Below are 26,593 nucleotides of genomic sequence, written 5' to 3'. Positions count from 1 at the left end.
CCGAATGGCTGCTGTTCGTGCGGTTGCCTCCCGCATGGGAGGTATCGTGCCTTCTCCGGCAGGGCAGCGGAATTTCAGGCGTGGCCGAGCGGGATTAACGGTCCCGGCGACGGGTACCCCTCACGTTTGGCTTGTGGGTAAGGTCGAAGCATTCCACCCGGACGCCGGGTGGGGCCGCTCCGGCCCGGCCCGAGCCCAGAGGGCCGATTGCCACGCCGGCCACGACCGAAAGGCAGTCTTACCCAAGGATGAGCACCCTCGGATATCTCGCCGCGTCGGTGCCCCCAAGGCTGGCTTCCGCCGGTTCCGCCGTGGCCATCCCGATTCTGGCCGTCCAGCAGATGAACGATGTTGGCTTGGGAGGCGTACTGGTTGCCGTCTCGCTCGGCCCGAGTGTCCTCGCGGCACCGTTTGTTGGCGCCGTCCTGGACCGGGCCCGCCGCCCGCGCCTGCTGATCGCGGGGTCAGGCTTACTGACCGCCGCCGCCTTTGCCGTGGCGGTGTTCCTCGGCCACATCCCTCTTCCCGTGGTCTTGGCGTCCCTGGTGCTGGCTGGTGCGGTTGCGCCTTTCTATATGGGCGGCCTTTCAAGTTTTGTCGCGGACGCGATCCCCGACCAGCGCCGCGCCTTCGCCTATGACGCGCTCTCCTACAACCTGTCCGCGGTCGCAGGACCTGCCCTGGTCGCCGTCGTGGCGCTTTTCTTTCCAGCCCAGGCCGCCCTGGGGGTGCTGGCCGCTGCCGCGTTTTTCGGGGCCCTCGGCACCGCGGCCATGAGACTGCGGTCCCATGCGGGCGCAGGCGTTTCCATCGGACGGTCGGTCCTTGAGGGACTCGGCCATATCCTCGGGCACCGCCCTCTTGCCGTAGTGACCGGCGCATCCACCCTGAGCCAACTGGGCCAGGGCGGGCTGGCCGTTGCCGCGGTGGCCCTTTCGATCGAGCGGACCGGGGCTCCGAACGACGCAGCGCTGCTGGTCACGTCCTTTGCGATAGGCAGCCTCCTTGGGGCACTGTGGGAGACGGTCCGGCCCACCCGCGCCCGGCCTCCGGCCGTCATGATGGCGGGGTTTTTCGCCACCGGACTGTTCACCATCGCCGCGGCCCTGGATCTGGGGGCGGCCTGGACGATCATCGCCATCGGCCTGTCGGGCGTCTTCACCGCATCCGCGACCACCGCCATGCTCCACCTCCGCAGCCGGCTGAGTCCATCCCGCCTCAGGTCCCAGGTCTTCACTGTTGGCGCGGGCCTGCGCACAACCGCCTTCGCGGCCGGTGCCGCGCTGGCCGGATTCACGACCAGCCTCGACGGCGCCCTCACGGTGGCAGGCATCGGCCTCATTTGGGTTGCATCGGCCGCGCTCATGACCGCCTATCCGGCAGCCGCGAATGACAGCGAGCAACTGCCGCTGGGCAGCAACCGGTAGACCGGGTCCAGCGGAGGGAGCAACCACTCGGCCCGCTCCTGGGCGACCTTTTTCGTGATTCGGCTGCCGGTCCCCCTTTTCAGGCCTTGGCCTGTGCAGGCAACCGCTCGGCGAACTCCTTTGCGACCGGCGGTTCCGCCAGTCATGCCGCCCGAGCAGGATCCACAGGCGGGCGGGATCGGTAGGCTGGGGAGGTGGGATACACGCGCACCGAATTGGAGTCCTTCCGCGACGCGACCGTGCCCGACCTGTTGCCGGACCCGCTTCGCCTCCTGTTCGTGGGCATCAATCCCGGGCTCTGGACGGCGGCCACCGGCGCGCACTTTGCCCGTCCGGGGAACCGCTTCTATCCCGCGCTGTTCCGGGCCGGGGTCACCGACCGCCTGATCGACGCGTCGGAAGGCTACCGGGAGGAAGACCTTGCGCACCTGGCGGCCCGGGGCATCGGCATCAGCAACATCTGCCACCGGGCCACCGCCCGCGCCGATGAGCTCAGCCGTGAGGAGCTGCTCGCGGGGCGGAAAGGCTGGACGCGCTGATTCGCGCACGCCGCCCACGCGTCGTCGCGGTCCTGGGGATCACCGCCTACCGGACGGCCTTCGGGCAGCCGCGGGCACGGTCCGGCCGGCAGCCTTCGCCGTGGCCGGAGACCGAACTGCACGTCGCGCCGAATCCCAGCGGCCTGAACGCCCACTCCAGCCTGGACGACCTGGCGGATGCCTACCGGGCCATCGCCGACGCCGCCGGGATCCCGGGCCGCCCGGCACGCTGAGCCGGGCCGGGCCAAGCGGGTTCAGTCAGGCGGGCCGGGCGGTTCTGGCACCGGGCAAGCGGGCTCAGGAAAGCGGACCGGAAACTGCGGTTTCGACGGCGGCTGGGCCGGTGAATTCCCCGGTGCCGCCGCCGGCGGTGCGCAGCACGACGGCGACGCCCGCGCGGGGCCGGCGGGCGTGCTTCCACGGTAGCGTTCGGCGGCCTACCGCTCCCGCCACAGGCCCCCGCCGGCAATCCGGACCGCCTGAACGGCACGAGGGAGGAGGTGTTCGCGAGGAACGGGCCGGCCGTACGCAATGATGGACCCATGAAGCGGGACGCCCTGTGGAGGAGCATCGATACCGAGCGCCAGGCTCTTGTTGAGCAGCTCGAACCCCTTGATGCAGAGGAATGGGCCACACCCTCGCTTTGTACGGGACTGTCAGTCCGCGAAGTCCTTGCCCATATGACCGTCAGCGGAGCAGTCTCCGCTCCGCGTTGGTTTCTCGGCGTCCTCCGTGCGCGGTTCGACTTCGATCGGCAGGTCCACGAGCGGCTCAATGAGCAACTGGGCTCCGACCACCGCGACACCCTTGTCCTGTTCCGGTCAACGATTGGAAGCCGGACATCGCCCCCACTGCCCCGGGTGGCTCTTCTGGGGGAGATGCTGGTGCATGGAGAGGACATTCGCCGGCCGCTTGGACTGGTGCGCGCGTACCCGCGGCAGAGCCTCGATGCGGTGCTGTCTTATTACGCCGGAACCGACCAGGTGGTAATCGCGAAAAAGCGCATTGCAGGCCTCCGGCTCGAGGCGACCGACAGCGGCCTCACTATCGGTCAGGGCAAGGCCGTGCGCGGTACGAGCCTCGCCCTCATCATGGGCATGACAGGCCGCCGGGCGTACTGCGCCGAGCTCTCAGGGCCTGGCGCATCCATCCTTGCGGATCGGTGTTCATGAGCTGAGCCCGGGCGGCCCGACTCAAGCGTCTCGGGAGGTGGGCCCGACTCCTTCCCCGGCTTCCCTGCCGTTCCTCTTCCGCAGCCTGATGCGGAGGGGTTGTGGGACCACCCGTCCGCTTAAGGGCAGGCCGAGGAACCAACACAACCCGGAGCAGCCCCAATGGTTTTTCGCTGGCATATGCGGGTCGAATACCCCAACGGGACTGCCCGGGTAAGGCGGGCGGCTGAAGAACATGGACCCTGGCGCCCTTCCCGTGCGATCCTCGGCACAGGCCAGGCACACCGTCGGGTCCAGCCCCTCTCCCACGCTTCTCCGTGTCCACCACCCAGAGGCTCAAGATACCCACCGCGGGCACCTGGCGCTTCTGGCATCCGAGCATCGCCCGCCCCGCAAGGGGCCCTACCAAGGCAGGGCCACTCATGAAAGTGCAGAATCCCAAGTCCGTGATGCGGCGCATGCCCCTTGACCTGGTCGAGGAGGAAACCAGGCACGGCGTGCTGGCCAAGAGCCTGAACTTGTGGCAGCTGACGGCAATCGGTGTTGGTGGCATCGTCGGCGTCGGCATCTTCTCCCTGGCCGGGCTGGTGGCGCACGGCGACGCCGACAACCCCGGCACCGGACCCGCCGTCCTGGTCTCCTTCCTGATCGCCGGGCTGGCCTCGGCGGCCGCGGCGCTCTCCTACGCCGAGTTCGCCGGGATGATCCCCCGGTCCGGATCCGCCTATACCTACGGGTTCGTGGCCTTGGGGGAAATCATTGGCTGGTTCATCGGCTGGGACCTGCTGCTGGAGTACATCGCCATCGTCGCCGTGGTCGCCATTGGCATCTCCGGATACGCGGAGGCCTTCTTTTCCGGCCTCGGGATCGAACTGCCGGCGGCCCTGACCTCAACCCCGGACCAGGGCGAGGGCGGGATCATCAACCTGCCCGCCATCCTGTTCTGCCTGCTGGTGACCTTCATCCTCAGCCGCGGCACCAAGACCTTCGGCCGCTTCGAACTGATCGCGGTGTGCATCAAGGTCCTGCTGATCCTGTTCATCATCGGCTTGGGCGTCTTCTACCTCGACACCGACAACTACAACCCGTTCATGCCCTCCGGCTTCGGACCGGTGCTCGCCGGGGCAGCCACGGCCTTCTTCGCCGTCTTCGGCTACGACGCCATGAGCACCGCCGCCGAGGAGGCCAAGGAAGGCCGCAGGCACATGCCCAAGGCCATCATCCTGTCGCTGGTTATCGCGATGGTCCTTTATGTCGGGGCCACCCTGGTGCTGACCGGCATGCAGAACTACCGGGACATCGACCCGGAGGCGGGCTTTGCCTCGGCGTTCGCCAGCGTCGGCCTGCCGGTGATCGCCACCATCATCTCGGTGTTCGCCGTACTCTCCATCCTCACCGTCATGCTGACGTTCCTGCTGGGGGTCACCCGGGTGTGGTTTTCCATGAGCCGCGACGGACTGCTGCCCGCCTGGTTCGCCCACACCGACCGCAACGGCACCCCGCAGCGGGTGACGTGGATTGCCGGAATCGGCTCCGCCCTGCTGGCAGGGGCGTTGCCCATCCGGGCCGTGGCCGACCTGACCAACATCGGTATCCTCTCGGCCTTCGTCGTCGTATGCGTCTCGGTCATCATCTTCCGCTACACCCGCCCGGACGCCCCGCGCACCTTCCGCCTGCCACTGATGCCCATCGTTCCCATCTTCGGCGTCCTGGCCTCGCTGTTCCTCATTCTGCAACTGGACCCGGAGACCTGGGCCCGGTTCGGCGTCTGGCTGGCGATCGGCCTGATCGTCTATTTCGCCTATGGACGCCGGCACTCGGTGCTCAACCCCGACGGCCCCAACTACCGGCACGACCTCGCCACCCGCGAATGACCGCCCGCCCTACCCCGGAAGTGCGCCCGGGCCGGGCCATCCGCCGTCGTCCGGCCCGGCGTTCTGCCGGGCCTCAGGCGCCCAGGGCGCGCTTAATGGCATCGGCGGCCTCGACCAGGCGCCGGCCCATCAGGGCCGGATCCAGGCTGCTGGCCGCGGACGCGTAGACGACGGCGACCGCCGCGCGCAGCTGGCCCGGCACCACCAGCGGGGCGGCGACGGAGGAGACGCCGGAAATGACCTCGTCGTGGCTCGTGGCAAACCCGGTACGGCGCGCCTCCGCCACTACCGGCCGGTAGTCTCCGGGCACATCCGAGGCGTACCACTCCTCCTCGGTGTAGGTGGACTGGATTGCGATCCCGGGGGCCCCCAGTCCCAGCGGATGGCGGGTGCCGGGCCGCTGGAGCACGGTGGCCTGGCCGTCACGCGGCTCCACCGTGACCAGGGTGATGCACTCGCGGTGATCCCAGACGACGACGAGGGCGGACATCGACAACTCGTTGGCCAGCGCCGTCAGTTCGGGCAGCGCCGCCGTCTGCAGGTCCCGCTGCACGCTGCGCGCCAAGGCGGCCAGGCCAGGGGCCGGAAGGACCCTCCCCGACTCATCGCGGGTGACCAGCCGGTGGTCCTCCAGCGTGCGCAGAATGCGGTAGGCGATTGAACGGTGCACTCCCAAGGCCTCCGCCAGTTCGGCGATGGTCATCGGCCCGGGAGCCTCCGCCAGGACTTCCAGAAGCCGGATGCCGCGCGAAAGGGTCTGCGAATGCGCTGAATCAACCGGCTTGGCGGTTTCTGCTGTCTTGGGCACGGCGGACCTTTCGGCGGAGCTGGGGGGCATCCATTATGTCGAACGCCACTCAAGGCTATCTCGGAGAATAGAATTCCATTTCAGAACTGTAAGTTCGATTATAGAACACGATGAAGGGCGGGCCAACCCGGCCGTCTCCCAGCGCTGCCCGGAAATCATCCGCAAGAGGGGACCCCGCAACGCGGGCTCCCCTCTTGCGCATGCGTCCGGCCGTCCGGCCCGATCGCCGATGATGTTTGCGGGATGGCGGAAAGAGCCCGGTCCGCGGCCGGGGCTCCTTTGCCTAGGCGGTGCGGTGTTCGTAGGTGAGGCAGTCGGCATTGTCCGCGCCGGGACCGACCTGGATCGCGGGTGCCTGGCACATCAGGTGCTCGTTGTGGACGCATTCGGCGCGCTGGCAGGCGCCGATGCCCGCGAGGACCTTGGGTAGGCCGCCGTGGGCGCCGGTGTCGATGAACGTGGCGCAGGCTGCATGGTCCTCGCCGCCGGCGACCGTGATGGCGCCGGCATGGCATTCGGTGTGTTCGTTGAAGGAGCAGTTGGTGACGGTGCAGTCGCCCACATGCGAGGTGACGGTCATGGCAGTTCCTCCGTGTTTCGGCCGCCCGGGCCGGGCGGCGCCCTGTTTCCAAGGTAATCCGGCCCGGCCGAATCAAAAAGGCATTCTGTCGTGCCCTAATTTCTTCCAGTCATGAATTTCACCCGGCCAGGCAGATCCCGGCGCCGGCCGTGGACCAGGCGTACAGCTAGACCAGCGCGTCGCGGGTCTCCAGCCGGCGGAACGCGGAACCGTGGAAGACCAGTGGGGCGTTGTCCCCCTCGGGCGCGGCATGGCCGTGCACCCGCAGCAGCACCACGTGGTGGTCCCCGGCCGGGACTTCCTGTTCCACGGAGCAGTCCAGCCACAGGGCGGCCTCGTGCAGGAACAGTGCGCCCCCGTCCGTGGAGTCCAGGGCCAGCCCGGCGAAACGGTCGCCGGTGCGGGCGGAGATCTGGCGGCAGACGTCCTCGTGGCCCTCGCCAAGGATGGATACGCCAATCCTCCCGCTGCGGCGCACCACCGGCCAGGTGCGGGAGGAGTTTTGCACGGCGAACATCACCAGGGGCGGGTCCAGGGAAACGCCCACCGTGAAGGAGGAGGCGACGATGCCCTGGGGCTCGCCGTCGACGATCGCGCACAGCGCCGCAACACCAGAGGGAAAGCGGGAGAAGGCCGTGCGCAGGGAGTTCGCGGAGAGGTCATCGGTGAGGGCCATGGCGTTGATCCTTCGGCGTCGGGCGCGGGGGCGGCGTGGACGCGTTCCGCGCGGTACTTGCCGGCCGGTTTTCCGGACGGCCGAATCATCACCTGGAACACCCCACTACCTGAAGAGGGTTGTCGGCCAACAAGCCAGGGCTACGCGTTGACGCTCTTGATTCGCCTCCCACGCTACGGGGCGGGCGGATGCCCAGTCAAAGGGCCACCGGCTTCTGTTGCGTACTGCGTCGAAGCAGGCCGGCGAACTTCCACGCGCGCGGAACTCCACCTGAGGAATGGCGGCCCGGCGGCCCCCGGCCCCCGGGCACGCAAAAGGGCCCCGCCGAAGCGGGGCCCTTCCGCCACGCGGTACCCAGGGGCACCGGTGGGATCTGTTGCCAGACCTACTTCGCGGCGACGACCTGCAGGTCGATGGTCGCGGAGACGTCCTCGTGCAGGCGGACGGTGGCCTGGTGGGCACCGGTCGACTTGATGTGCTCGGTGATCTCCACCTTGCGCTTGTCGATCTTGCCCAGGCCAGCGGCCTCGACTGCCTTGGCGATGTCGTCGGTCTTGACGGTGCCGAACAGGCGGCCCGTCGCGCCGGCCTTGACGGTCAGCTTGACCGGCTTGGCGGACAGGGACGCAGCGAGCTGCTTGGCCTCTTCCAGGGAAGCGACGGCGCGGGCAGCACGGGCGGCCTTGATGGACTCGACCTGCTTCTCGCCACCCTTGCTCCAGGTGATGGCGAAGTTGCGCGGCAGCAGGTAGTTACGTGCGTAACCGTCCTTCACCTCGACGACGTCGCCAGCGGCACCCAGGCCGGTGACTTCATGGGTCAGAATGAGCTTTGCCATGTTGTTTTCCCTTCCTTAGCCGCGGCCAGCGCCGGAGTAAGGCAGCAGGGCAACTTCGCGCGCGTTCTTGATGGCCTGGGCGATCTTGCGCTGCTCCTGGACGGAGACGCCGGTCACGCGACGGGCACGGATCTTTCCGCGGTCGGAGATGAACTTGCGCAGCAGCGCGACGTCCTTGTAGTCGATGACCTTGACGTCAGCGGCCTTAAGGGGGTTGGACTTTGGTTTGGGCTTACGGAGTTCAGCCTTAGCCATCGTGGAGCTCCTTTACTAAGGGGAGCCCGCAGAAGTGCTCTGCGGGATGGTGGATAAGTTGTTTAGAAAGGCGGTTCGTCGGAGCCCGGGTTGCCGCCCCAGCCTCCGCCGTTGCCGGAAGCCGGGGAACCCCACGGGTCCTCGGCCGGGGCGCCCCAGCCGCCGCCGGGGTTGGCGCCGGCATTGCCGCCGCCAAAACCACCGGCGCTGGCGCCTGCGTTGCCACCGCCGAAACCGCCGGCATTGCCACCGCCGAAGCCGCCGTTGCCACCGCCGGAGCGCTGGGTGCGGGTGACCTTGGCGGAGGCGTACCGCAGCGACGGGCCGATTTCATCGACCTCAAGCTCGATGACGGTGCGCTTCTCGCCTTCCTTGGTCTCGTAGGAACGCGACTTCAGCCGGCCCTGGGCGATGACGCGCATGCCCTTGGTCAGCGTCTCGGCGACATTTTCGGCAGCCTCGCGCCAGACCGATGCCCGGAGGAACAGCGTTTCGCCGTCCTTCCAGTCGTTGCTCTGGCGGTCAAAGGTCCGCGGGGTCGAGGCAATGGTGAAGTTCGCCACTGCGGACCCGGACGGGGTGAAACGAAGTTCCGGGTCACCGGTGAGGTTACCGATGACCGTGATGACGGTTTCGCCTGCCATCATGCCTCCTGTCGTCGTGTTCTACGAGGGAAACCGCAGAATTACTCTGCGGAAACCTTCTGGTCCTCCGGGCGGATGATCTTGGTGCGCAGGATCGTCTCGTTCAGAGACAGCTGGCGGTCAAGCTCCGCGGAGGTGGCCGGGGTTGCGGTGAAGTTAACCACCACGTAGATGGCCTCGTTCTTCTTCTTGATGTCGTAGGCCAGGCGGCGGCGGCCCCAGACGTCTACGTTGTCGATGGTTCCGCCATCGTTGCGGACGACGTCGAGGAACTTGCCAAGAGTCGGTTCAACGGTACGCTCGTCGACCTCGGGGTCGATCAGCACCATCAGTTCGTAAGCACGCATGTGAACCCACCTCCTTCGGGCTAAGCGGTCACGGGATTTCCGTAACAGGAGGTTCTTTGCGTTGTGTTCCCGCCCTTGCCCGGTTGCGGACACGGCGGAAACAGCCTGACCTATCCTACCGGATCGCCGAGCCCCACCCTAACCGCGCCGGAGGGAGGGCGGCCGCGCCCGCCCTCCGGCAGTGCGCGGGCGCGGGCCGTTCCAGGGCTGTGGAGGGCCCGGGTCTTACCAGTCCAGCCCGTCGGCGCGCAGGGCCGACCCCAGCCGGTCCGCGAACTCCGGCGCCAGGGTGCGCATGTAGGTGTCGGTGACGTGGTGGTGGTCCCGGTAGACCAGCACGTTACCGACCACTGCCGGGCAGAACCCGTCGGAGCAGAACCTGTCGCGGAAGTCCAGGACCTCCACCCGGGGCTCCAGTCCGGCGGCCCGGCGGGTTGCGTCAGCGCGTTCGAAGGCCCTGCCCTCGGCGGCGCCGCACGGGCGCGGGTCCGGCGCATGCTTCACGACGCAGTCGGGAGCGGGCGCCGCGTGGCCGGGCCGCGGGGTGTCCACGATCGGGTACACCTTGATGCCCGCATCCTCCAGCCGCTCCCAATAGGCGGCGAACCCCTCCGCGGCGGATCCGGCAAATTCGGCCCCGCCCCAGTAGGAGGTCACCACCGCGTCGATGTCCCCCCGCTCCAGGATGCGTTCCAGCGCCAGCCTGTTGGGCCTGGCGCATTCAGCGCGGCCCTGCAGTTCCAGCGTGCGCGTCGCGGCGGTGAAGGGGCAGGAGTTTTTCAGGTAGGTGACCAAGCCCCAGCCGTTGCGCTCAGCGGTCCGCAGCATGGGTTCGTACCACTGCACCGCATGGGAGTCCCCGATCAGGGCGACCGTCAGGGCCCCGTCAGCGGCCCCAAACTCGCACTCGCGCCTTTCCCCGGAATCGGCCGCCTGGATGCAGGGGCCCAGGCGGGGCCGGTCCTGCTCCGCGCGCGCGGGCACGGGAACCACCGTCCGGCTCCCACCCACATAGGCTGGCGGCAGCGGCCCCGCGGCAGAGGCGCCGAAATCCGGCGGCGGCTCGGCGAGCAGTTGGCCCACCGCCCCCTGCTGCGCGGCCACCACGGCCTCCTGCCACACCGCCGGCACCGCGGCGAGGGCCGCGGCGAGCACGACGGCGGCGGTGCCGGCCGCCAGGGTCCGCCAGCGGGACGCCGCGAGCGGGGCGAACCGGCGGGCCGGAACCTCGATGAAGCGGTGGCTGGCCGCGGCAAGCAGCAGGGCGGCCGGCAGCAGGAGGAGCACGGCCCCGCCGTGCGCAGCCGGACCCCAGCCGGTGATGCGCGGACCCAGGAACACCCGCACCGGCCAATGCCACAGGTAGAGCGAGTAGGACACCTCCCCCATCCATTGCACCGGCGCCAGGCCAAGCAGGCGGTTCAGCGCCAGCGGCCCGGACGTCCGTCCGGCCGCGATCACGGCCGCCGTCCCGGCCACCGGCAGTGCGGCCGCGCTGCCGGGGAAGGGGGTGGCGGCGTCGTACCCGAAGGCGGCCGCGGCGACTGCCGCGAACCCGGCGAGCGCCACCACGGCGCGGGCCGGGCCGGACCACAGCCACGGACGCCACAGCCCGGGGTGCCACAGCCGGTGGCGGCGGAGCCACCGGCTCCCGGTTCCCGATCCGCCTGACTTGCCGTCTCCCTGTTCGGCTCCCTGTCCGGGCGCCATGCCCAGGGCGAGCAGGCCGCCGGCGGCCAGTTCCCAGACGCGGGTGGGTGTGGCGAAGTAGGCGGCGGGGTCCCCTGTTCCGGTCAGGTGGATGCTCCAGCCCAGCGATGCCGCCGCCACTGCGCCGAACAGCGCCCCGACCAGGGCCCGGAAAGGGTCCCGAAACCGGGTCCGGAGCCGGTCCCCCAGAGCGGCGCGCAGGACGGCAAGGGCGCCCGGTCGGGCGGCCAGGGCGGCCGCGCCGGCGGCCAGCAGCGGCCAGAACAGGTAGAACTGTTCCTCGACGCCGAGGGACCAGAAGTGCTGCAGGGCCGTGGGCTGGTGTTCCGCGGCCAGGTAGTCCACCGCGTCGGCGGCCAGGACCCAGTTCTGCACGGAGAAGACGCTGGCCAGGGCCTGGCGGCTGGCCTGCCCCCACTGCGTTTCCGGCTCGAGGAGCAGTGTCGCGGCCACGACGGCGGCAACGGTGGCCAGCGCCGCCGGAAGGATCCGCCGGACGCGCCCGGCCCAGAAAGCCGGCAGGTCGATCCGCCCGGTGGCGCGGGCCTCCCGCAGCAGGTGTCCGGTGATAAGGAACCCGGAAATCACGAAGAAGACGTCCACTCCCACAAAGCCGCCCGGGACCAGGCCGGGCGTGAAGTGGTAAAAGACCACCAGCAGGACGGCCAGGGCGCGCAGCGCCTGCACCTCGGGGAGGAAAGGCCGGCCCGGCCCGGGGCCGGACCCGGCTGCGTCGGACCCTGCTGCGTCGGACCCGGCTGCTGGAGACCCGGCGGTCGGGGGCGAATCGGGGCGGTTCACGGTGCCCACTTCACCACGGCAGGGTGAACGGGCGGTGGCATGCAGGGGGCCGGGCGCCGGGATGCGCTCACGGCAGCGGGTCCGCCGGGGCGGTCCCTTCCATCCAGTCCGGCAGCAGCACCGACATGGTGATCGCGTCGAAGCGGACGCCATCGAAGACGTGCGCGGCGCGGCGGCGTCCCTCGGGGATGAATCCCACCCGCTCGTAGACACGCAGGGCGCGGGTGTTGAACGAGTAGACCTCGAGCTCGATCCGGAACAGGTCCGTCTGGGCGAACGCGTAGTCCAGCAGCAGCCGGATGGCCTCGGTGCCCAAGCCGCGGCCGCGGCCGCGGGGGCCAAGGAGGATGCGCAGGCTGCACGTCTGGTTGCCCGGCTCCCAGTTGTTGAGGACAATCTCCCCCACGCATTCGCCGGTCCCAGGGTCCACGACAGCCAGGTCCATCCGGTCCGGCTGGTCCGCACGGGTCCGGTACCAATGGCGCGTCTTGGCGTCCAGGGCGGTGGGACGGCCCACCAGTTCGGCCGAGGCGTGCACGCTTCCGGTCAGGTGCAGGACCTCGGGGTCGGCCAGGATGGGTCCCATGGCCTCGATGTCCTGGGACTGGAACGGGCGCAGCAGGGTCCGTTCGCCCTGCAGCGTGGGTTTGAAGGCAAAGGCCGCTTCCGCCATGTTCGCCACCGCCCTTCGGGTCCGTGCCGGTCTCCACCCACCATGATGCCCCCGCGGGCGGCGCTTGCGAAGAATCCGCCCCCGCAGCGCACGCTGTCCCGGGTCCCGGCGGAAGCGGGCCGCCTTTTCCACCAAATCCGGGACAGCGCGGCCGGGGCGCCGTCTCAGGCGGCGAAGAACGCCCGGGCCACGCGGGCGAGCCGGTGCGGATCCTCGGCCCCGCACATCTCGCGGGCCGAATGCATCGACAGCAGCGGAATGCCCACGTCCACGGTGCGGATGCCCAGCCGGGTCGCGGTCAGCGGTCCGATCGTGGAGCCGCACGGCATGGCGTTATTGGACACGAACTCCTGGTAAGGCACCTGCGCCTCGGCGCACAGGCGCGCCCACAGTGCCGCACCGACCGCATCCGTGGCGTAGCGCTGGTTCGCGTTGATCTTCAGCAGCGGGCCGGCCCCCACCAGCGGCCGGTTGGCCGGGTCGTGGCGCTCGGGGTAGTTCGGATGGACGGCGTGCCCGGCGTCCGCGGAGACGCACACCGAGTCCGCATATCCGCGGGCACGGTCCTCCAGGCCGGCGCCGAGACCGGCGGAAATGCGCTCGAGGACCTCCTGCAGGAACGGCCCCGAGGCACCGGAGCGGGTGGCGGAGCCGATTTCCTCGTGGTCGAAGGCCGCCAGCACCGCGATGTGCCCGCCTGCGGGCGAGGCCGCATGCCCGATCAGCGCCGCCAGGGACGCGTGCACGGAGGAGAGGTTGTCCAGCCGGCCGGAGGCAAAGAATTCCCCGTCCCCGCCGAAGACCGCCGCCGGCTGGGCATCGGCGGCCACGACGTCGTACCCGCCCACCCGGGCCGGGTCCACCCCCGCGGCCCGGGCCAGCAGCGCCAGCAGGTCCGCCTGCGCCGGGTCCCCGGTCCCCCACACCGGGTTCATGTGCTGCTGCCGGTCCAGCGTCAGCCCCTCGTTGACCGAGCGGTCCAGGTGGATGGCCAGCTGCGGGAAACGCAGGAGCGGGCCGGTGCGCACCAGGTGCTCGGACCCGTCCAGCAGGACAATCCGCCCCGCGAGCAGCAGCTCGCGGTCCAGCCACGAGTTCAGCAGCGGTCCGCCATAGATTTCGACGCCGGCCTGCAGCCAGCCGTGGCGGCCGGTGGTGGACTTGGGCTTGAGCTTGAAGGAGGGGGAGTCGGTGTGGGAGCCGACAATGTGGAATCCGGTGGCGGCACCGGCGCCGTCGGGGACCACCCAGGCGATGATCGCGCCGTCGCGCACCGCATAGTAGGACCCGGGACCGCCCGGCCAGGGGTCCGCCTCGGCCAGGCCCACGAACCCGGCCGCGTCCAGGCGCCGGGCGGCCTCGGCGGCGGCATGGAAGCTGGACGGGGAGGCGGCCACGAAGGCGCCCAGGTCGGCGAGGTGCCCGGCCGCATGGTCCGGGACAACTGCTTGGTCCGGGACAGCACCGTCCGGGGCAGCCGCTTGGTCCGGAACAGCACCGTCCGGTGCGGCGGTGTTCTCCTGCGCGGTGCTGCTGGGGGCCATCGTCGGTGCCCTTCCCGTCGGTCCGGTTGCTTCGGTGCCGGTCCAGCGCGCGGCTAGACGCCCTGCCGGTAGCGGGCAAAGAGGAACATCCCCACGCCCAGCACGATGCTACTCCAGCCCGCCGTGGACGCTCCGAGCACCGCCACCAGGAACGTGCCGCCGGAGAGCAGCAGCACGGCCACCATGAACCACGGGTTGCGGAGGAATTCGATGTTCATGGGGCTCAAAAGTCCAGTCCCTGGCTGGGAACCACCAGTCCGGTTTCGTAGGAGTAGACCACCGCCTGAACCCTGTCCCGCAGGTGCAGCTTGGTCAGGATCCGGCGCACGTGCGTCTTGACGGTCGCCTCCGAGAGGAAGAAGCGGTGGGCGATCTCCGCGTTGGACAGGCCCTCGGCCATCGCGCCCAGGACCTCAAGCTCGCGCGGGGTCAGGTCCTCCAGCAGCGGATCCCGCTCCGGGGCGGGCGGCTGGGGCCGCGCGGCGCCGGCGCCGCGGACGTAGGTCTCCAGCAGGCGCTGGGTCACGCGCGGGGCGACGACGGCGTCGCCGCTGGCCACCAGGCGCACCGCCTGGACCAGCTCCTCCGGGGCGACGTCCTTGAGCAGGAAGGCGGAGGCGCCGGCCTGCAGCCCGGCGAACGCATACTCGTCGAGGTCGAAGGTGGTCAGGATGATGATCCGCGAAGACCCTCCGGCCGCGGCGATGCGCCGGGTGGCCTCGATGCCGTCCATCGCCGGCATCCGCACGTCCATCAGCACGACGTCGGGCTGCAGTCGGGCGGCCTCAGCCACGCCTTCGCGGCCGTCGGAGGCCTCCCCGACGATCCGCAGGTCCGGTTCGCCCTCAAGGATCAGCCGGAACCCCATGCGCAGCAGCGGCTGGTCATCGACCAGCAGCACGCTGATGGGTGCCCCCGGATCCCGTTCGGCGACCGGGCCGCTAGACGTCGTTGCGTGGTCCATGCCGGACCTCCCCCCTTGTGGTTGTGTTGGTGGCGTTCGTGCCTGGAGCGTTCGTGCCTGTGGCGGTGGTGCGTGTGCTGTCGGGCGGGATGCCGGTGCTGACGCGCGCGGGTCCGGTGCTGGCGGGGCCCGCGGCCGTGGTGCCGCCGGCCGGACCCGGGTCCGGGTCCTCCGGGACGGTCAGGATCACGTGCACCACCCAGCCCCCCTGCGGGCCGGGCCCGGCGTAGGAGGAGCCGCCGAAGATGGCGGCCCGCTCGGCGATCCCGCGCAGGCCCTGTCCGCTGCCCACGGCCTCCCGCGCCGCTCCGGCCAGCTGGCCATTGTCCGCGACCCTGATCCGCACGGTGTCCCCGTCGCGGGCGATGAGCACCTCGACCCGGCTCACCCCGCGGCCGTAGCGCAGCACGTTGGTCAGGCTTTCCTGGATGATGCGGTAGACGGTGAGCTGGAAGCTGGCGTCCTCCGGCAGGTCCGGGCCGGTGCGTCCGAACTTCAGCGGCACCCCGGCGACGCGGAAGCCGTCCAGCATCTCCTTCAGCGACCCGGCCGCCGGCTGCGGCTGCAGCGGCGCGTCGGGTCCGGCCCGCAGGACACCGATCACGCGGCGCATGTCCGCGAGCGCGCCGCGTCCGGTGGAGGAGAGCTCGCGCAGCACCTCGGCGGCACGTTCGGGGTCGCGCTTGATGACGACGGCGGCGCCGTCGGAGAGCGCCACCATCACCGAGAGCGAGTGGGCCACGACGTCGTGCATCTCGCGGGCAATCCGGTTCCGTTCGGAGGCCTGGGCCAGGGTGCGGACCCGGTTGGCCCAGTTGGCCAGTTCGGCCTCGTGCAGCCGGCTGTTGCGCACCCAGGCACCCAGGGCCACGGCGCCGAGGTTCAGCGCCGCCATCAGGGCCGCCCCCAGCCACACGATCGCCGGGTCCTCGGCAATCGTGGCGGCGGCCAGCTCCTGGCCCGGCAGCGGGTGCAGGGCCGCCGAGGGCAGGACGACGGCCATCGCCAGGGTCTGGACCCCGCTGATGAGCCCGGCCAGCATGAACATGCGCTTGCCCGAGTACTGGGTGGCCGCCGAGTACAGGGCAATCCACAGGCCCACGCCGTTCTTGGAATCCAGCGGTTGGGCCGCCATGGCCGCGGTTTCCAGCACCGCGACGCCGGCCAGGACCGCCATCGGGTAGCGCCGGCGCAGGAACAGCAGGCCGGCCGCTGCCAGCGTCAGGGACGCGGGGATCCAGTCCCCGCGCTGCAGCCCCTGCACGGGTCCCGCCGCGGAGAGGAGCAGGTAGAGCAGGCAGACGGCGGCATCCACGGCGATCGGGCGCCCGCGCATGAAGCGGCGCAGCGGTCCCTGCCGCTGCGCCGACAGCTCGGCGAAGGAGACGTCGGGGATCTCCGGCGTCTCCTGCTGCGGGGCTGGGGTCATGGTCTGAGCTTAGCTTTCGGCGGCCGGGGTGGAAGGGAGCAGGGGAAGAGCACGGTAGAAGGGGTGTTCCGGGCGGGGCGGCGGCCGTTCGTTCCGCCGACCCACCCGGGACTGGAGGGCTGGTGGCCGGGAAGGTTCGGGACTAAACGTCCCGGCGCTGCAGCACGGTACCGGCCAGCGCCAGCGGGACAACCACCCACGCCCCGAGGACCACCCAGGACTGCCACAGTTCCAGTGTCTCCGGCCCGGTGGAGCCGGTGATCAGCTGGCTGGCTGCCTCGGAGGGCAGGAACCGGCGCAGGTCAGCGACGAATTCGCCCGGGATCAGCTGGCAGGCGACCGGCAGCACGAAGAACAGCCCGGCGAGGGAGACGATGGCGCCGGCGGAGTTGCGCAGCAGTGCTCCGAGCGCGAAGCCGCTCAGCGCGACGGCGGTGACGTACAGGGAACCGATCCAGAGCATGCGCTGGAAATCCCCGGAGCCGGTGTCCTGCTCCAGTCCGTAGTGCTCCACGATCGGGTTGATCACCATGGCGGTGAGCAGCATGGAGCCGGCCGAAACCACGAAGGACACGACGGCGACCAGGAGCACCTTGGCGAGGAACACGGGGTAGCGCTTCGGAACCGCGGCGAAGGTGGAGCGTGCGGAGCCGGTGGCGAATTCGGAGCTGATGACCAGCACGGCCAGGGAGCCGATGATCAGCTGGGCGAAGGTGACGCCGCTGCCGGCGAGCGTGTTGGCAATGCGGTCCGGGCCCCCTTCGGCCATGAAGGCCTCCGGACCCGTGGCCTCCAGCGCCGAGCCGACGCCCCAGGCGCCGAGGGCGCCGAAGCCGACCAGCACGGCCACGGTAGCCAGCACCAGGACCAGGGTGGAGAGGAGGCTGCGGAACTTGATGATTTCCGAGCGCAGCACACGCCCGAAGGTGACGTGCCCGCCGCCGCTCCGGCCGTCGCCGTACCGGCCGTCGTCGTGCCGGAGCTGGGCCGCGGTCTGTTGCGTTGCCATGGTCATGCCTGCTTTCCGGCACCGGGGACAGCCCCGACGCTCGACTGGTACTCGACGTCGTCCTTGGTCAGCTCCAGGTACGCCTCTTCGAGGGACGCCTGCAGCGGGGTGAGTTCGTGGAGGAGGACCTGCCGCTCCAGCGCGCGCCGGGCGATGGTCCGCGCGTCCGCGCCGAGCACCTCGAATGTCTCGGCGTCCAGCCGGGTGAGGGTCACGCCGGGGGCCGCGAGGGCGTTCATCAGCTCGGCGGGCTGTTCGGTGCGCACCAGCGTGCGGATGCGGTTCCGGGCGGCAAGGATCTCCGCGATCGGCGCGTCGGCAAGGATACTGCCCCGGCCGATGACGATCAGGTGGTCCGCGGTCTGCGCCATCTCGCTCATCAGGTGCGAGGACAGGAACACGGTGCGGCCCTCGGCGGCGAGGCCCCGGGCGAGGTTGCGCACCCACAGCACGCCTTCGGGATCCAGGCCGTTGACTGGTTCATCCAGGATCAGGGTCTGGGGATCCCCCAGCAGGGCGGCCGCGATGCCGAGGCGCTGGCCCATGCCCAGGGAGAACCCGCCGACCTTCCTGCCGGCGACGGTGCCAAGGCCGGTGATGCCGATGACCTCGTCGACACGGGCCCGGCCAATGCCGTGGGTGGACGCCAGCGCCAGGAGGTGGGCGCGGGCGGTGCGGGACTTGTGGACGGACTTGGCCTCGAGCAGCGCCCCAACCTCCCGCAGCGGGGCCCGGTGCCCGGCGAGTGCCTTGCCGTTGACGGTGATGGTTCCGGAGGTGGGGCGGTCAAGGCCCATGGCCATCCGCAGGGTGGTGGATTTGCCGGCGCCGTTGGGCCCGAGGAAGCCCGTGACCTTGCCGGGTTGGACGGTGAACGTGACGCCGTCGACCGCGCGCTTGGGGCCGTAGGTCTTGGCCAGAGAGTGTGCCTGGATCATGGCTTCAACGCTACGGAAGCCGGTTTCCGCCGGCGCCCTCCGGGCGGATGATCTTGCCGCGGCGGGTCTCCGCCTATGGGACTAGGGGTGCTTCCCTAGGGGTCCATTTCCGCGTGCGTCCCGGCCGCGGCGGGACTAAAATATCCGCACCCACACAATGCACATCTTTGCGGCTACCAGCTGTAGGAGGCAGCAACATGTTCGGCGGACAGGACCGGGAAGGCCACACCGGATGGCGCCGGTACGACGACACCCTCTTCCCGGTATTCCATGAAAGATTCGAAGAAAAATGGGGCCCGGGCACAGCCCCCTTCCTGGACCCCAGCGTCTACGACGAGGACCAGCCCCGGCCCCGGGCCCAATGGATCAACGTGGACACCGGCGCAGCCGTCGCCGTCGTCCCGGTCTGGCAGGACGAGAGGGAAAACCGCTCCTTCGCCGTCTTCTACCTCCCACCCACCGGAGGCATCTGGGTCCTGCACCCGGGCTTCACCCAATACGTCGAACCCGGCGACACCGCAGACGCCCGGCAGGCCGCCCTGCGCAACGACTCCTTCAAAAAAGCCGTCGCCCACGCCGAAAAATTCATCTACGGCACAACCAGAACCTAACCACCCCAACACGCCCCCGCCCCCAGGAGTGCACCACCGCGAGGGGGTGCGCCGCCCTTCAGGTGCCGCCGTCGTTCAGGTGCCTCAGGTCGTTCAGGTGCCGCAGAAGGTGCGGTACGTTCCGAAGTCCTCGGGCGCGGGGGCGGCGTAGCGCTCCAGGCCCGGCCGTTCGTCATAGGGGGCCGTGACGGCTCCCAGCAGGCGGCGCAGGGGGTCCAGGTCCCCCGCCGCGGCGGCGGCCAGCGCCTCCTCGACGAGGTGGTTGCGGGGGATGTAGGCCGGGTTGGTCCTCTCCATGGCCCGGGCGTCGGGAGCCAGCGCCCGCCAGCGCCCCAGCCACTCCCGCAGGGGCTGGGGGTCCTGGAAAAACGCGATGACCGGAGCGTCGTCGCCGCCGGCGGCCCGGCCGAGTGCGCGGAAGAACGAGGTGTAGTCGGCCCCCGCGGCCTGCAGGAGGCCGGTCAGCTCCTTGGCCAGCGAAGACGCGGCGGAATCCTCAAGGCCCGGCAGTCCGAGCTTGGCCTTCATGCCGGCCAGCCACGCCGCGCTGTACTGCGGGTAGAAGGCCCCCAATGATTCCTGTGCCAGCGCGACCGCCCGGTCCTCGTCGGGGTCGAAAAGGGGCAGGAGGGCCTCGGCGAACCGGGCGAGGTTCCACTCCGCCACCAGCGGCTGGTTGCCGTAGGCGTACCGGCCCGTCTCATCGATCGAGCTGTACACCGCGGAAGGATTGAAGGCGTCCATGAAGGCGCAGGGACCGTAGTCGATAGTCTCGCCGGACACGGTCATGTTGTCCGTGTTCATCACCCCGTGGACGAATCCCACGAGCATCCATTGCGCGATCAGCGATGCCTGGGCCGACACCACCGACTGGAACAGTGCCAGATGGGGGTTCTCGGCCTGCGCGGCGGCGGGATGGTCGCGGGCGATGGCATGGTCCGCCAGGCGGCGCAGGAGGTCGGCGTTGCCCGTGGCCCGGGCGTACTGGAAACTGCCCACGCGCAGGTGGCTGCTGGCCACCCGCACCAGCACCGCGCCCGGGAGCAGGGTCTCTCGGGAGACGGACTGTCCCGTCGCGACGACGGCCAGGGACCGCGTCGTGGGCACGCCGAGGGCGTGCATCGCCTCGCTGACGATGTATTCGCGGAGCATGGGGCCAATAGCGGCAAACCCGTCCCCGCCCCGGGCGAAAGGAGTCTGCCCGGAACCTTTGAGGTGGATGTCGCGGCGCTTGCCGGTGCCGTCGACAACCTCGCCGAGCAACAGGGCCCGCCCGTCACCCAAGCGGGGCGAGTACCAGCCGAATTGGTGTCCCGCATACGCCTGGGCCACCGGTGCCGACCCCTGCGGGGGCCGCTGGCCCGTCAGCAGCAGTAAACCGTCGGGGGTCCGCAGGAATGCCGGATCGAAGCCCAAGGATGTTGCCAACGGCTCGTTCAGCACCAGCATCCGGGGATCCGGGAACTCCTCCGCCCGCCACGGAATCGCCATCTCCGGCAGTTCGCGCGCGAAGTGACTGTCAAAGACCACGGTGGACTGGGCCGGCGCATCCATCCATTCAGCATACGCGCCGCCGAGGCCACTTGTCTGGCCGGAGGGCCTGCGGGTGCTGGGACTATGCGGCCGTCCTTGCCAAGGCACGACGCCGGTCCGTACGTTGGAAAGCATCCATCCTGCTGCACACGATCGGAGGAGGAACCCACCATGGGACTCGGAGACAAGATCAGCAACAAGGCCGAGGAAGCCGCCGGTAAGGCGAAGGAAAAGACAGGCGACGCCACCGGCAACGAGAGCCTGCAGGCCGAGGGCCAGAAGGACCAGGCCGGCGCGGGCATCAAGCAGGCCGGCGAGCACGTCAAGGACGCGGCGAAGGACATCACCGGACAGTAGCCGCCCACCCCAACCGCGCGCCCACAGGTCCGGCAGCCAACTGCCGGACCTGTGGGAGCCGGCGGGGCCGCACGGTCCGCCGGCAGGTGCGCCGCGCCCGAAGGCAGGTCCTGGCGGACCTGAACGGAAGTCCGTTTCCAGCCCCGGGCACCCGCCCGCAGGTACACGCCAAAAGACACACACCAAAAGGCACATGTCAAAAGGAGCGACCGATGACCGAGACCCCTGCAGCCGGCCGGGATGTCGTTGACATCCTCACCGCCGACCACCAGGACATGATCGAACTGCTCGCCCGGATCAAGGCGGCCCCGGACCCGGCCGAGCGGAGGGACCTGGCTGACACGTTGATTGCCGAGGTCATGCGCCATGCCGTGGCCGAGGAGATGTTCGTCTATCCGGCCGTGAAAAAGCACGTACCCGACGGGGCCGAGAAGGTGGAGCACGACAAGAAGGAACACGGCGAGATCGTCCAGCTCATGAAGGGCCTGGAGGACGCCGATGGATCGGATCCCGTGTTCATGGAACTGGTCCACAAGCTGGAAGAGACGCTGCGCCACCACGCCAACGACGAGGAGACGGAGCAGTTCCCGCAACTGCGGACCCACATCCCCGCCGGCGAACTCGTCTCCTTGGGCGAAAAGGTCGAGCATGCCAAGAAACTCGCTCCCACCCGCCCGCATCCCCACGCCCCGCATTCGGAGCTCTTCCACAAGACGGTCGGGGCCGGCGTCGGCATGGTGGACCGGCTGCGCGACAAGCTCACCGGCCGCCACACCGGCTAGGGGAAACGGGCCGTCCCGGCCGCGGCGGGACTAAAATATCCGCACCCACACAATGCACATCTTTGCGGCTACCAGCTGTAGGAGGCAGCAACATGTTCGGCGGACAGGACCGGGAAGGCCACACCGGATGGCGCCGGTACGACGACACCCTCTTCCCGGTATTCCATGAAAGATTCGAAGAAAAATGGGGCCCGGGCACAGCCCCCTTCCTGGACCCCAGCGTCTACGACGAGGACCAGCCCCGGCCCCGGGCCCAATGGATCAACGTGGACACCGGCGCAGCCGTCGCCGTCGTCCCGGTCTGGCAGGACGAGAGGGAAAACCGCTCCTTCGCCGTCTTCTACCTCCCACCCACCGGAGGCATCTGGGTCCTGCACCCGGGCTTCACCCAATACGTCGAACCCGGCGACACCGCAGACGCCCGGCAGGCCGCCCTGCGCAACGACTCCTTCAAAAAAGCCGTCGCCCACGCCGAAAAATTCATCTACGGCACAACCAGAACCTAACCACCCCAACACGCCCCCGCCCCCAGGAGTGCACCCCTGCGGGAGGGATCCCCGGGCCGGGCCGGGCGCAGGTCAGAGTTTCCTGCCGGCGGCGAGGGAGGCGGACATGAAGTCGGCAACGACCTTTTGGGAGATGGCGACGTCAAGGACGAACACGCCGGTGTCGTGGGTCGCCAGCCAGGCCTCGAGCACGGCAAGGTCGGCCAGCGAGGTGGCCTTGATGCCGTCGGCGCCCAGCGCCCGCCCCACGGCGGCAAAGTCGACCTCGTCGATGAGCATGGCCGCCTCGTGCAGCCCCTTCGAGGCGTATTGGTGCAGCTCCGCGCCGTAGGCGGAGTCGTTGAGCACCACGACCACCCCGCGCCGGGTGGTGCGCAGGAACGTTTCGAAGTCGGCCAGCCCCATCAGGCCTCCGCCGTCGCCGGAGAAGAACACGGTGGTGCGCTCGGGGCGCGCCGCGGACACGCCGGCCGCGGAACCAAAGCCCAGCCCGATGGTCTGGAATGCGGTGCCCACCAGGACCATGGCCTGCGGATCCGGAACCGAGAGGTACATCGGGGCCCAGCCGATGAAGTGGCCCCCGTCCATCACCACCGAGCGCTGGGCCGGCAGGATGTGCTCGAGGGCCGCGACCACCGCGCGCGGATTGAGCCGCCCGTCCTCGCCGAACTCGGCCGGGTCCTCGATCGGGTCGGCGCCGCGGAAGGACGCGGAGGCCACCTCCGGGGCAGCGGCCCGCCAGGTCCCCCCGCCGCCGGCCCCGTCCCCGGCCCCCGTGGGGAGGAGGGCGGCGAGGTCCCGCAGGAACGGATCCAGGTCCGCGCGGACATAGTCGGTGACCTGGGGATGTCCCGAATCCGGCTCGTTGTCGACGCGTATTACGCGTGTTCCCGGGGCGAAAAGGGTCCCGTAGCGGGACTGGAAAGCGTTCAGCGAGGCCCCTGCCACCAGCACGACGTCGGCCTGCCGGGCGAGCTCGAGCCGGTGGGCCCGGGTGAACCCGCCGGCGATGCCCAGGTTCCACGGGGAGCCGACGACGTTCGCGGCCATTACCGAGGTCATGAACAGGGCGCCCAAGCGGTCACCGACGTCCTTGAGCGCCGCCTCGGCGTGGCCCAGGAGCACCCCGCGGCCGGCCAGGACCAGGGGCCGTTCGGCGGCGCGCAGGAGGGAGGCGACGCGGCCGAGCTCCTCCGCCGGGACGGACCGGGCCGGCTTGGGCGGCAGCGGGGGCAGCTCCCCGGCCGGGACGTCCCCGCTCAGCGGAGCGGTGGCGTGGTCGTACGGGATCGCCAGCACCACCGGCTGGACGGTGTGGAAGGCCAGGTCGAAGGCCCGGTGCGCAATCGCCACCGCATTCTCCGGGCCGGCCACCAGCGTCGTGACGCCCAGGGCCGCCGCGGCGGCGGACTGGTCGATGTCGAAGGCGCGCGGTCCGCTGCTGGGCGCATCCCCCACCACCAGCACCAGGGGGACCCGGGCCAGCCTCGCCTCGGCCAGGGCCGTGTATGTGTTCGTGAACCCGGCCCCGTAGGTGGCCGTGGCCACGCCGACCTTCCCGGTGGCGCGGTGCCAGGCATCCGCCATGGCAACCGTGGCGGCCTCGTGCCGGGCGGACGTGAAGGGGAACCCTGCCCGGGTGAGGTGGCTGATGACGTGGGCGTTGCCGTTGCCCATCAGCCCAAACAGGTGTTCGGCACGCTCGGCGATCACCTCCGCCACGGCGGTGGAGACGGTCTGGGACAGGGGTGCGTTGGCCACTGGGGGTCCTTTCGGGCAGGGGGTCGGGGGTTGGGGGTCGGGGAAGCGGGCAGTCCCTGAGGGACCCGCGCGGGAGGGGACGCCGTCAGGCGGGGAAGGCCGAACGGTCGCCCAGGATCGCAAGGACCCGCCCGTTGGTTTCCGGGTCGGCCAGGGTGATCCGGATGCCGTCGCCGTCGTAGGCGCGCACCAGCACATCGGCCCGGTCGAAGGCCTCCGCGAGGGCGGAGCGCAACCGGTCCTCCGCCCGCAGCCAAATGAAGTTCGCCCGGCTCTCCGGAACGTCCCATCCGGCCTGCCGCAGCGCGCCGGTGACGCGGCGGCGTTCCCGCCCCACCGCGGCAGCCCGCTCCCGGACCTCTTCCGCGGCGTCCAGGGACGCAATCGCTGCCCGCTGCGCCAGGGAATTGACGCCGAACGGAAGGGCGACGCGGCGCAGGCCTTCGGCGAGCGGGCGGTGTGCCACCGCATAGCCCACGCGCAGCCCCGCCAGACCGTAGGCCTTGGAGAAGGTGCGCAGTACGCAGACGTTGGCGTGGGCCCGGAAGAGCCCCAGGGCGTCGAGCCGGCCGGCGTCGTCGCCGACGTACTCGACGTACGCCTCGTCGACCAGCACCAGCACGCTGGAGGGAACCGCCGCCACGAAGCGGGCCAGCGCGTCGTGGCGTACGGCCACCCCGGTGGGATTGTTCGGCGAGCAGACCATCACCACCCGCGTCCGCTCCGTCACCGCTCCCAGCATCGCCTCCAGGTCGTGCCCCTCGTCCGACCCCAGCGGCACCGGCACGGGGGTCGCGCCCGTGAGGGAGACCAGGATGGGGTACGCCTCGAAGGATCGCCAGGCGAACACCACCTCATCCCCCGGTCCGCAAGTGGCGGCGAGGATCTGCTGCAGCACGCCCACGCTGCCCGGCCCCACCGCGACCTCCGCGGCGTCGGCCTCCACGAAGGCCGCGATCCGTTCCCGCAGCCCGACGGCGGCAATGTCCGGGTAGCGGTTGATGCCCCCCGCACCTTGGAGGACCGCCTCCAGGACCGAGGGCAGCGGCTCTTCGTGGCTTTCGTTGGAGGCCAGCGCGGCTGTCAGGACGCTGGCCGCCCGGCGGCCGGCCACGTAGCCGGGCAGCCGGGACACCACCTCCCGCAGGGCCGGTCCGCCGGACTCCGCGATGCGGGCGGGAGTGGGTGTGCGGGCGGAGCCAGTGGTCGTCATGGAGGGTCCTTCCTGGGGTCTTGGGGCCCGGCCCATGGATTTACAGGCCCTGCCGGGGCGCGGCCACCAGGGTGTGCCGCGCGGTTACGATCCTTGGCCCGGAAGGATGAGACGCGCAACACACTTCCTCCAGAATGCGATGGATGCTCAACGGCTTTCCTTTTTCGTGGCATTCTGCTCAGTGTGTACCGTCTTGACGCCCTGGATGCGCGCCTACTCCTGGCTCTGGACCGGGACCCCTCGGCGACCGTCCTCGCCCTCTCCCAAACCCTTGGGGTCGCCCGAAACACGGTGCAGGCGCGTCTGCGGCGCCTCACCGAGGGCGGTGCCCTCCAGCCGTTCAGCCGCCGGGTGGATCCCCGGGCGCTGGGCTATGACCTCACCGCCTTCGTCGAACTCGCCATCCGCCAGGGCTCGGGGGACGCGGCGCTGGCGGAGCTGCGGAAGATCCCGGAGATTATCGAAATCCACTCCACCACCGGGGACGCCGACCTCCTCCTTCGGGTGGTGGCCCGGGACACCGCCGACCTGCACCGCATCACGAACCTGATGCTGGAGATTCCCGGCGTGCTGCGCACCAACACCTCAATCGCCCTGCGGGAGGTCATGCCGCTGCGGCTCACGGATCTGCTGCGCCAGGCCGCAGAGGGAAGGTAGCCGCAGAGGGAAGGTAGCCGCAGAGGGAAGGTAGCCGCGGAGGGTTGGCCCCAGGCGCAAATACCTACAATTGCATCCGCTGGAGGATGGTGGCGGAGATTTCCTCGACCGACATGGATGCGGAGTTCACGTACGGCACCCGGTTGAACCGGTACATCTCTTCGGCGTTGCGCAGTTCGTAACTGCATTGGGCCATTGAGGCGTAGGTGGTGCCGGGACGGCGTTCCTGGCGTACCTGGCTCAGCCTGACCGGCTGGGAGATCAGCCCGAAGCACTTGTGGATGAAGGGCCGGAGCGGCTCCGGCAGTTCACGGCGGGCGAAGTCCTCCTCGATCAGGGGGAAGTTGGCGGCCAGGATCCCGTGTTGCAGGGCCAGGTACATGGCCGTCGGAGTCTTGCCGCACCGGGAGGGGGCGATGAGGATCAGGTCCGCGCGCCCGAGGGCGCGGATGGACTGTCCGTCGTCGTGCTCGATGGCGTACTCGACGGCGGTCATGCGGGACTGGTAGCGGATGGCGTCGCCGACACCGTGGGCCTTGCCCGGTTCGCCGCTGGCCGTGGCGTGCAGGGCATGCTCCAGTTGGGCGATGTGGGCGCCGAACAGGTCCACGAAGTGCCCGCTGCTGCGCGACAGGATCGCGCGGACGTCCTGGCTGACGGCGGTCGAGAAGACGATCGGCCGCGGACCCGCGGCGGCGAGGCGGTCGATGACGGCGACGACCTCCCGCGCCTGCTCCTCGGTGGTGATGAAGGGGATGGTGCGCCGCTCCAGCCGCTGCCCGGGAAACTGGGTCAACAGGGTGTTGCCCAGGGTCTCGGCAGTGATGCCGGTGCTGTCGGAGAGGAAGAAAACCACGGGGGCGGGCGCATGCTCCGCCCCCGCGGTTTTCCCGCCATGTGCCGTGGTCACCGCGGCAGGGTCCTGCGCGGCACTGCTGGCGCGCC

Annotated in this window: 27 protein-coding genes, 1 pseudogene and 1 riboswitch; of the genes and pseudogenes, 9 read left to right on the top strand and 19 right to left on the bottom strand. The window is 70.1% G+C overall.

The window, feature by feature from the left end; all coding sequences use genetic code 11:
- Positions 1-248: 248 nt before the first annotated feature.
- From NCCP_RS07710 to NCCP_RS07695, 4 genes and pseudogenes are all read left to right on the top strand, one after another.
- Complete coding sequence (locus NCCP_RS07710) at positions 249-1,427, top strand: MFS transporter (protein WP_149956653.1); 1,179 nt, start codon at positions 249-251, stop codon at positions 1,425-1,427.
- A gap of 194 nt (positions 1,428-1,621) precedes the next feature.
- Positions 1,622-2,199 (top strand): annotated as a pseudogene (locus NCCP_RS07705) (mismatch-specific DNA-glycosylase).
- A 309-nt stretch (positions 2,200-2,508) separates the two neighbouring features.
- Complete coding sequence (locus NCCP_RS07700; RefSeq protein WP_149956652.1) at positions 2,509-3,138, top strand: maleylpyruvate isomerase family mycothiol-dependent enzyme; 630 nt, start codon at positions 2,509-2,511, stop codon at positions 3,136-3,138.
- Between the two features lie 422 nt (positions 3,139-3,560).
- The gene (locus tag NCCP_RS07695; protein WP_149956651.1) at positions 3,561-5,012 is read left to right on the top strand and encodes an amino acid permease; all 1,452 of its coding nucleotides are present in this window, start codon (positions 3,561-3,563) and stop codon (positions 5,010-5,012) included.
- A gap of 73 nt (positions 5,013-5,085) precedes the next feature.
- Here the strand turns inward: NCCP_RS07695 and NCCP_RS07690 are convergent, their stop codons facing one another.
- From NCCP_RS07690 to NCCP_RS07625, 15 genes are all read right to left on the bottom strand, one after another.
- The gene (locus tag NCCP_RS07690) at positions 5,086-5,850 is read right to left on the bottom strand and encodes an IclR family transcriptional regulator (protein ID WP_149956650.1); all 765 of its coding nucleotides are present in this window, start codon (positions 5,848-5,850) and stop codon (positions 5,086-5,088) included.
- A gap of 253 nt (positions 5,851-6,103) precedes the next feature.
- Entirely contained in the window at positions 6,104-6,400 is a 297-nt protein-coding gene (locus NCCP_RS07685) for a DUF1540 domain-containing protein (protein ID WP_149956649.1), read from the bottom strand.
- A 166-nt stretch (positions 6,401-6,566) separates the two neighbouring features.
- Positions 6,567-7,076, bottom strand: a complete 510-nt coding sequence (locus tag NCCP_RS07680; RefSeq protein WP_149956648.1) for a flavin reductase family protein — start codon at positions 7,074-7,076, stop codon at positions 6,567-6,569.
- A 48-nt stretch (positions 7,077-7,124) separates the two neighbouring features.
- Positions 7,125-7,238: riboswitch (SAM riboswitch) on the bottom strand.
- A gap of 223 nt (positions 7,239-7,461) precedes the next feature.
- Positions 7,462-7,914, bottom strand: a complete 453-nt coding sequence (rplI, locus tag NCCP_RS07675) for a 50S ribosomal protein L9 (protein ID WP_149956647.1) — start codon at positions 7,912-7,914, stop codon at positions 7,462-7,464.
- A 15-nt stretch (positions 7,915-7,929) separates the two neighbouring features.
- Positions 7,930-8,169, bottom strand: a complete 240-nt coding sequence (gene rpsR, locus NCCP_RS07670) for a 30S ribosomal protein S18 (RefSeq protein ID WP_149956646.1) — start codon at positions 8,167-8,169, stop codon at positions 7,930-7,932.
- Between the two features lie 62 nt (positions 8,170-8,231).
- Complete coding sequence (locus NCCP_RS07665; RefSeq protein ID WP_149956677.1) at positions 8,232-8,813, bottom strand: single-stranded DNA-binding protein; 582 nt, start codon at positions 8,811-8,813, stop codon at positions 8,232-8,234.
- 41 nt (positions 8,814-8,854) lie between these two features.
- The gene (gene rpsF / locus NCCP_RS07660; RefSeq protein ID WP_149956645.1) at positions 8,855-9,160 is read right to left on the bottom strand and encodes a 30S ribosomal protein S6; all 306 of its coding nucleotides are present in this window, start codon (positions 9,158-9,160) and stop codon (positions 8,855-8,857) included.
- Positions 9,161-9,385: 225 nt separating this feature from the next.
- On the bottom strand, positions 9,386-11,557 hold the full coding sequence (locus NCCP_RS07655; protein ID WP_225873745.1) for an acyltransferase family protein: 2,172 nt from the start codon (positions 11,555-11,557) through the stop codon (positions 9,386-9,388).
- Positions 11,558-11,738: 181 nt separating this feature from the next.
- A complete protein-coding gene (locus NCCP_RS07650; protein WP_149956643.1) occupies positions 11,739-12,344 on the bottom strand; it encodes a GNAT family N-acetyltransferase in 606 nt (201 codons plus the stop codon).
- 164 nt (positions 12,345-12,508) lie between these two features.
- On the bottom strand, positions 12,509-13,888 hold the full coding sequence (locus NCCP_RS07645; RefSeq protein ID WP_149956642.1) for a M18 family aminopeptidase: 1,380 nt from the start codon (positions 13,886-13,888) through the stop codon (positions 12,509-12,511).
- 53 nt (positions 13,889-13,941) lie between these two features.
- A complete protein-coding gene (locus tag NCCP_RS14960; RefSeq protein ID WP_172627333.1) occupies positions 13,942-14,106 on the bottom strand; it encodes a hypothetical protein in 165 nt (54 codons plus the stop codon).
- A 5-nt stretch (positions 14,107-14,111) separates the two neighbouring features.
- Positions 14,112-14,852 carry a response regulator gene (locus NCCP_RS07640; RefSeq protein WP_149956641.1) on the bottom strand — a complete coding sequence of 247 codons (741 nt, stop codon included), beginning with the start codon at positions 14,850-14,852 and terminating at the stop codon, positions 14,112-14,114.
- Positions 14,830-16,281, bottom strand: a complete 1,452-nt coding sequence (locus NCCP_RS07635) for a sensor histidine kinase (protein WP_149956640.1) — start codon at positions 16,279-16,281, stop codon at positions 14,830-14,832. Before NCCP_RS07635 ends, NCCP_RS07640 begins: the two co-directional genes overlap by 23 nt.
- 142 nt (positions 16,282-16,423) lie before the next feature.
- The gene (locus NCCP_RS07630; protein WP_225873744.1) at positions 16,424-17,290 is read right to left on the bottom strand and encodes an ABC transporter permease; all 867 of its coding nucleotides are present in this window, start codon (positions 17,288-17,290) and stop codon (positions 16,424-16,426) included.
- Between the two features lie 2 nt (positions 17,291-17,292).
- Positions 17,293-18,228 (bottom strand): ATP-binding cassette domain-containing protein, encoded by a 936-nt coding sequence (locus tag NCCP_RS07625; protein WP_149956638.1) that lies wholly within the window; start codon positions 18,226-18,228, stop codon positions 17,293-17,295.
- A 197-nt stretch (positions 18,229-18,425) separates the two neighbouring features.
- Here NCCP_RS07625 and NCCP_RS07620 point away from each other — a divergent pair, with 197 nt between their 5' ends.
- Positions 18,426-18,839, top strand: a complete 414-nt coding sequence (locus NCCP_RS07620; protein WP_149956634.1) for a hypothetical protein — start codon at positions 18,426-18,428, stop codon at positions 18,837-18,839.
- A 93-nt stretch (positions 18,840-18,932) separates the two neighbouring features.
- On the opposite strand, the gene NCCP_RS07615 is transcribed toward NCCP_RS07620, so the two are convergent.
- Positions 18,933-20,393 (bottom strand): protein adenylyltransferase SelO, encoded by a 1,461-nt coding sequence (locus tag NCCP_RS07615; RefSeq protein ID WP_149956637.1) that lies wholly within the window; start codon positions 20,391-20,393, stop codon positions 18,933-18,935.
- 150 nt (positions 20,394-20,543) lie between these two features.
- Here NCCP_RS07615 and NCCP_RS07610 point away from each other — a divergent pair, with 150 nt between their 5' ends.
- The 3 genes from NCCP_RS07610 to NCCP_RS07600 all read left to right on the top strand — a co-directional run bounded on the left by NCCP_RS07610 (position 20,544) and on the right by NCCP_RS07600 (position 22,017).
- Entirely contained in the window at positions 20,544-20,729 is a 186-nt protein-coding gene (locus tag NCCP_RS07610) for a CsbD family protein (protein WP_149956636.1), read from the top strand.
- A gap of 212 nt (positions 20,730-20,941) precedes the next feature.
- Entirely contained in the window at positions 20,942-21,511 is a 570-nt protein-coding gene (locus NCCP_RS07605; RefSeq protein WP_149956635.1) for a hemerythrin domain-containing protein, read from the top strand.
- Positions 21,512-21,603: 92 nt separating this feature from the next.
- Positions 21,604-22,017: a hypothetical protein gene (locus NCCP_RS07600; protein ID WP_149956634.1), complete on the top strand. Its 414-nt coding sequence runs from the start codon at positions 21,604-21,606 to the stop codon at positions 22,015-22,017.
- Between the two features lie 72 nt (positions 22,018-22,089).
- On the opposite strand, the gene NCCP_RS07595 is transcribed toward NCCP_RS07600, so the two are convergent.
- Together NCCP_RS07595 and NCCP_RS07590 are read right to left on the bottom strand one after the other, a co-directional pair.
- Positions 22,090-23,778, bottom strand: coding sequence for a thiamine pyrophosphate-binding protein (locus tag NCCP_RS07595; RefSeq protein WP_225873743.1), 1,689 nt, complete (start codon positions 23,776-23,778; stop codon positions 22,090-22,092).
- Between the two features lie 85 nt (positions 23,779-23,863).
- Positions 23,864-24,991 carry a histidinol-phosphate transaminase gene (locus NCCP_RS07590; RefSeq protein WP_149956632.1) on the bottom strand — a complete coding sequence of 376 codons (1,128 nt, stop codon included), beginning with the start codon at positions 24,989-24,991 and terminating at the stop codon, positions 23,864-23,866.
- 174 nt (positions 24,992-25,165) lie between these two features.
- On the opposite strand from NCCP_RS07590, the gene NCCP_RS07585 reads away from it, so the two are divergent.
- Positions 25,166-25,648, top strand: coding sequence for an Lrp/AsnC family transcriptional regulator (locus NCCP_RS07585; RefSeq protein WP_149956676.1), 483 nt, complete (start codon positions 25,166-25,168; stop codon positions 25,646-25,648).
- Between the two features lie 64 nt (positions 25,649-25,712).
- Here NCCP_RS07585 and NCCP_RS07580 read toward each other — a convergent pair whose 3' ends face one another.
- Complete coding sequence (locus NCCP_RS07580; RefSeq protein ID WP_149956631.1) at positions 25,713-26,558, bottom strand: pyruvate, water dikinase regulatory protein; 846 nt, start codon at positions 26,556-26,558, stop codon at positions 25,713-25,715.
- Positions 26,559-26,593 lie beyond the last annotated feature (35 nt).

The organism is Zafaria cholistanensis (assembly GCF_008580665.1).
GTDB classification, from domain to species: Bacteria; Actinomycetota; Actinomycetes; order Actinomycetales; family Micrococcaceae; genus Zafaria; species Zafaria cholistanensis.
This window is presented reverse-complemented; position numbering and strand designations above follow the sequence as displayed.

Excerpts from the sequence above, each read along its gene's own strand:
- NCCP_RS07685 (WP_149956649.1), bottom strand. The coding sequence starts at position 6,400 with ATGACCGTCACCTCGCATGTGGGCGACTGCACCGTCACCAACTGCTCC.
- NCCP_RS07700 (WP_149956652.1), top strand. The coding sequence starts at position 2,509 with ATGAAGCGGGACGCCCTGTGGAGGAGCATCGATACCGAGCGCCAGGCT.
- NCCP_RS07635 (WP_149956640.1), bottom strand. The coding sequence starts at position 16,281 with ATGACCCCAGCCCCGCAGCAGGAGACGCCGGAGATCCCCGACGTCTCC.
- NCCP_RS07625 (WP_149956638.1), bottom strand. The coding sequence starts at position 18,228 with ATGATCCAGGCACACTCTCTGGCCAAGACCTACGGCCCCAAGCGCGCG.
- NCCP_RS07630 (WP_225873744.1), bottom strand. The coding sequence starts at position 17,290 with ATGGCAACGCAACAGACCGCGGCCCAGCTCCGGCACGACGACGGCCGG.
- NCCP_RS07690 (WP_149956650.1), bottom strand. The coding sequence starts at position 5,850 with ATGCCCCCCAGCTCCGCCGAAAGGTCCGCCGTGCCCAAGACAGCAGAA.
- NCCP_RS07640 (WP_149956641.1), bottom strand. The coding sequence starts at position 14,852 with ATGGACCACGCAACGACGTCTAGCGGCCCGGTCGCCGAACGGGATCCG.
- NCCP_RS07665 (WP_149956677.1), bottom strand. The coding sequence starts at position 8,813 with ATGGCAGGCGAAACCGTCATCACGGTCATCGGTAACCTCACCGGTGAC.
- NCCP_RS07600 (WP_149956634.1), top strand. The coding sequence starts at position 21,604 with ATGTTCGGCGGACAGGACCGGGAAGGCCACACCGGATGGCGCCGGTAC.
- NCCP_RS07590 (WP_149956632.1), bottom strand. The coding sequence starts at position 24,991 with ATGACGACCACTGGCTCCGCCCGCACACCCACTCCCGCCCGCATCGCG.
- rpsR (WP_149956646.1), bottom strand. The coding sequence starts at position 8,169 with ATGGCTAAGGCTGAACTCCGTAAGCCCAAACCAAAGTCCAACCCCCTT.
- NCCP_RS14960 (WP_172627333.1), bottom strand. The coding sequence starts at position 14,106 with ATGAACATCGAATTCCTCCGCAACCCGTGGTTCATGGTGGCCGTGCTG.
- NCCP_RS07645 (WP_149956642.1), bottom strand. The coding sequence starts at position 13,888 with ATGGCCCCCAGCAGCACCGCGCAGGAGAACACCGCCGCACCGGACGGT.
- NCCP_RS07680 (WP_149956648.1), bottom strand. The coding sequence starts at position 7,076 with ATGGCCCTCACCGATGACCTCTCCGCGAACTCCCTGCGCACGGCCTTC.
- NCCP_RS07615 (WP_149956637.1), bottom strand. The coding sequence starts at position 20,393 with ATGGATGCGCCGGCCCAGTCCACCGTGGTCTTTGACAGTCACTTCGCG.
- NCCP_RS07605 (WP_149956635.1), top strand. The coding sequence starts at position 20,942 with ATGACCGAGACCCCTGCAGCCGGCCGGGATGTCGTTGACATCCTCACC.
- NCCP_RS07610 (WP_149956636.1), top strand. The coding sequence starts at position 20,544 with ATGGGACTCGGAGACAAGATCAGCAACAAGGCCGAGGAAGCCGCCGGT.
- NCCP_RS07620 (WP_149956634.1), top strand. The coding sequence starts at position 18,426 with ATGTTCGGCGGACAGGACCGGGAAGGCCACACCGGATGGCGCCGGTAC.
- rplI (WP_149956647.1), bottom strand. The coding sequence starts at position 7,914 with ATGGCAAAGCTCATTCTGACCCATGAAGTCACCGGCCTGGGTGCCGCT.
- NCCP_RS07710 (WP_149956653.1), top strand. The coding sequence starts at position 249 with ATGAGCACCCTCGGATATCTCGCCGCGTCGGTGCCCCCAAGGCTGGCT.
- NCCP_RS07650 (WP_149956643.1), bottom strand. The coding sequence starts at position 12,344 with ATGGCGGAAGCGGCCTTTGCCTTCAAACCCACGCTGCAGGGCGAACGG.
- rpsF (WP_149956645.1), bottom strand. The coding sequence starts at position 9,160 with ATGCGTGCTTACGAACTGATGGTGCTGATCGACCCCGAGGTCGACGAG.
- NCCP_RS07695 (WP_149956651.1), top strand. The coding sequence starts at position 3,561 with ATGAAAGTGCAGAATCCCAAGTCCGTGATGCGGCGCATGCCCCTTGAC.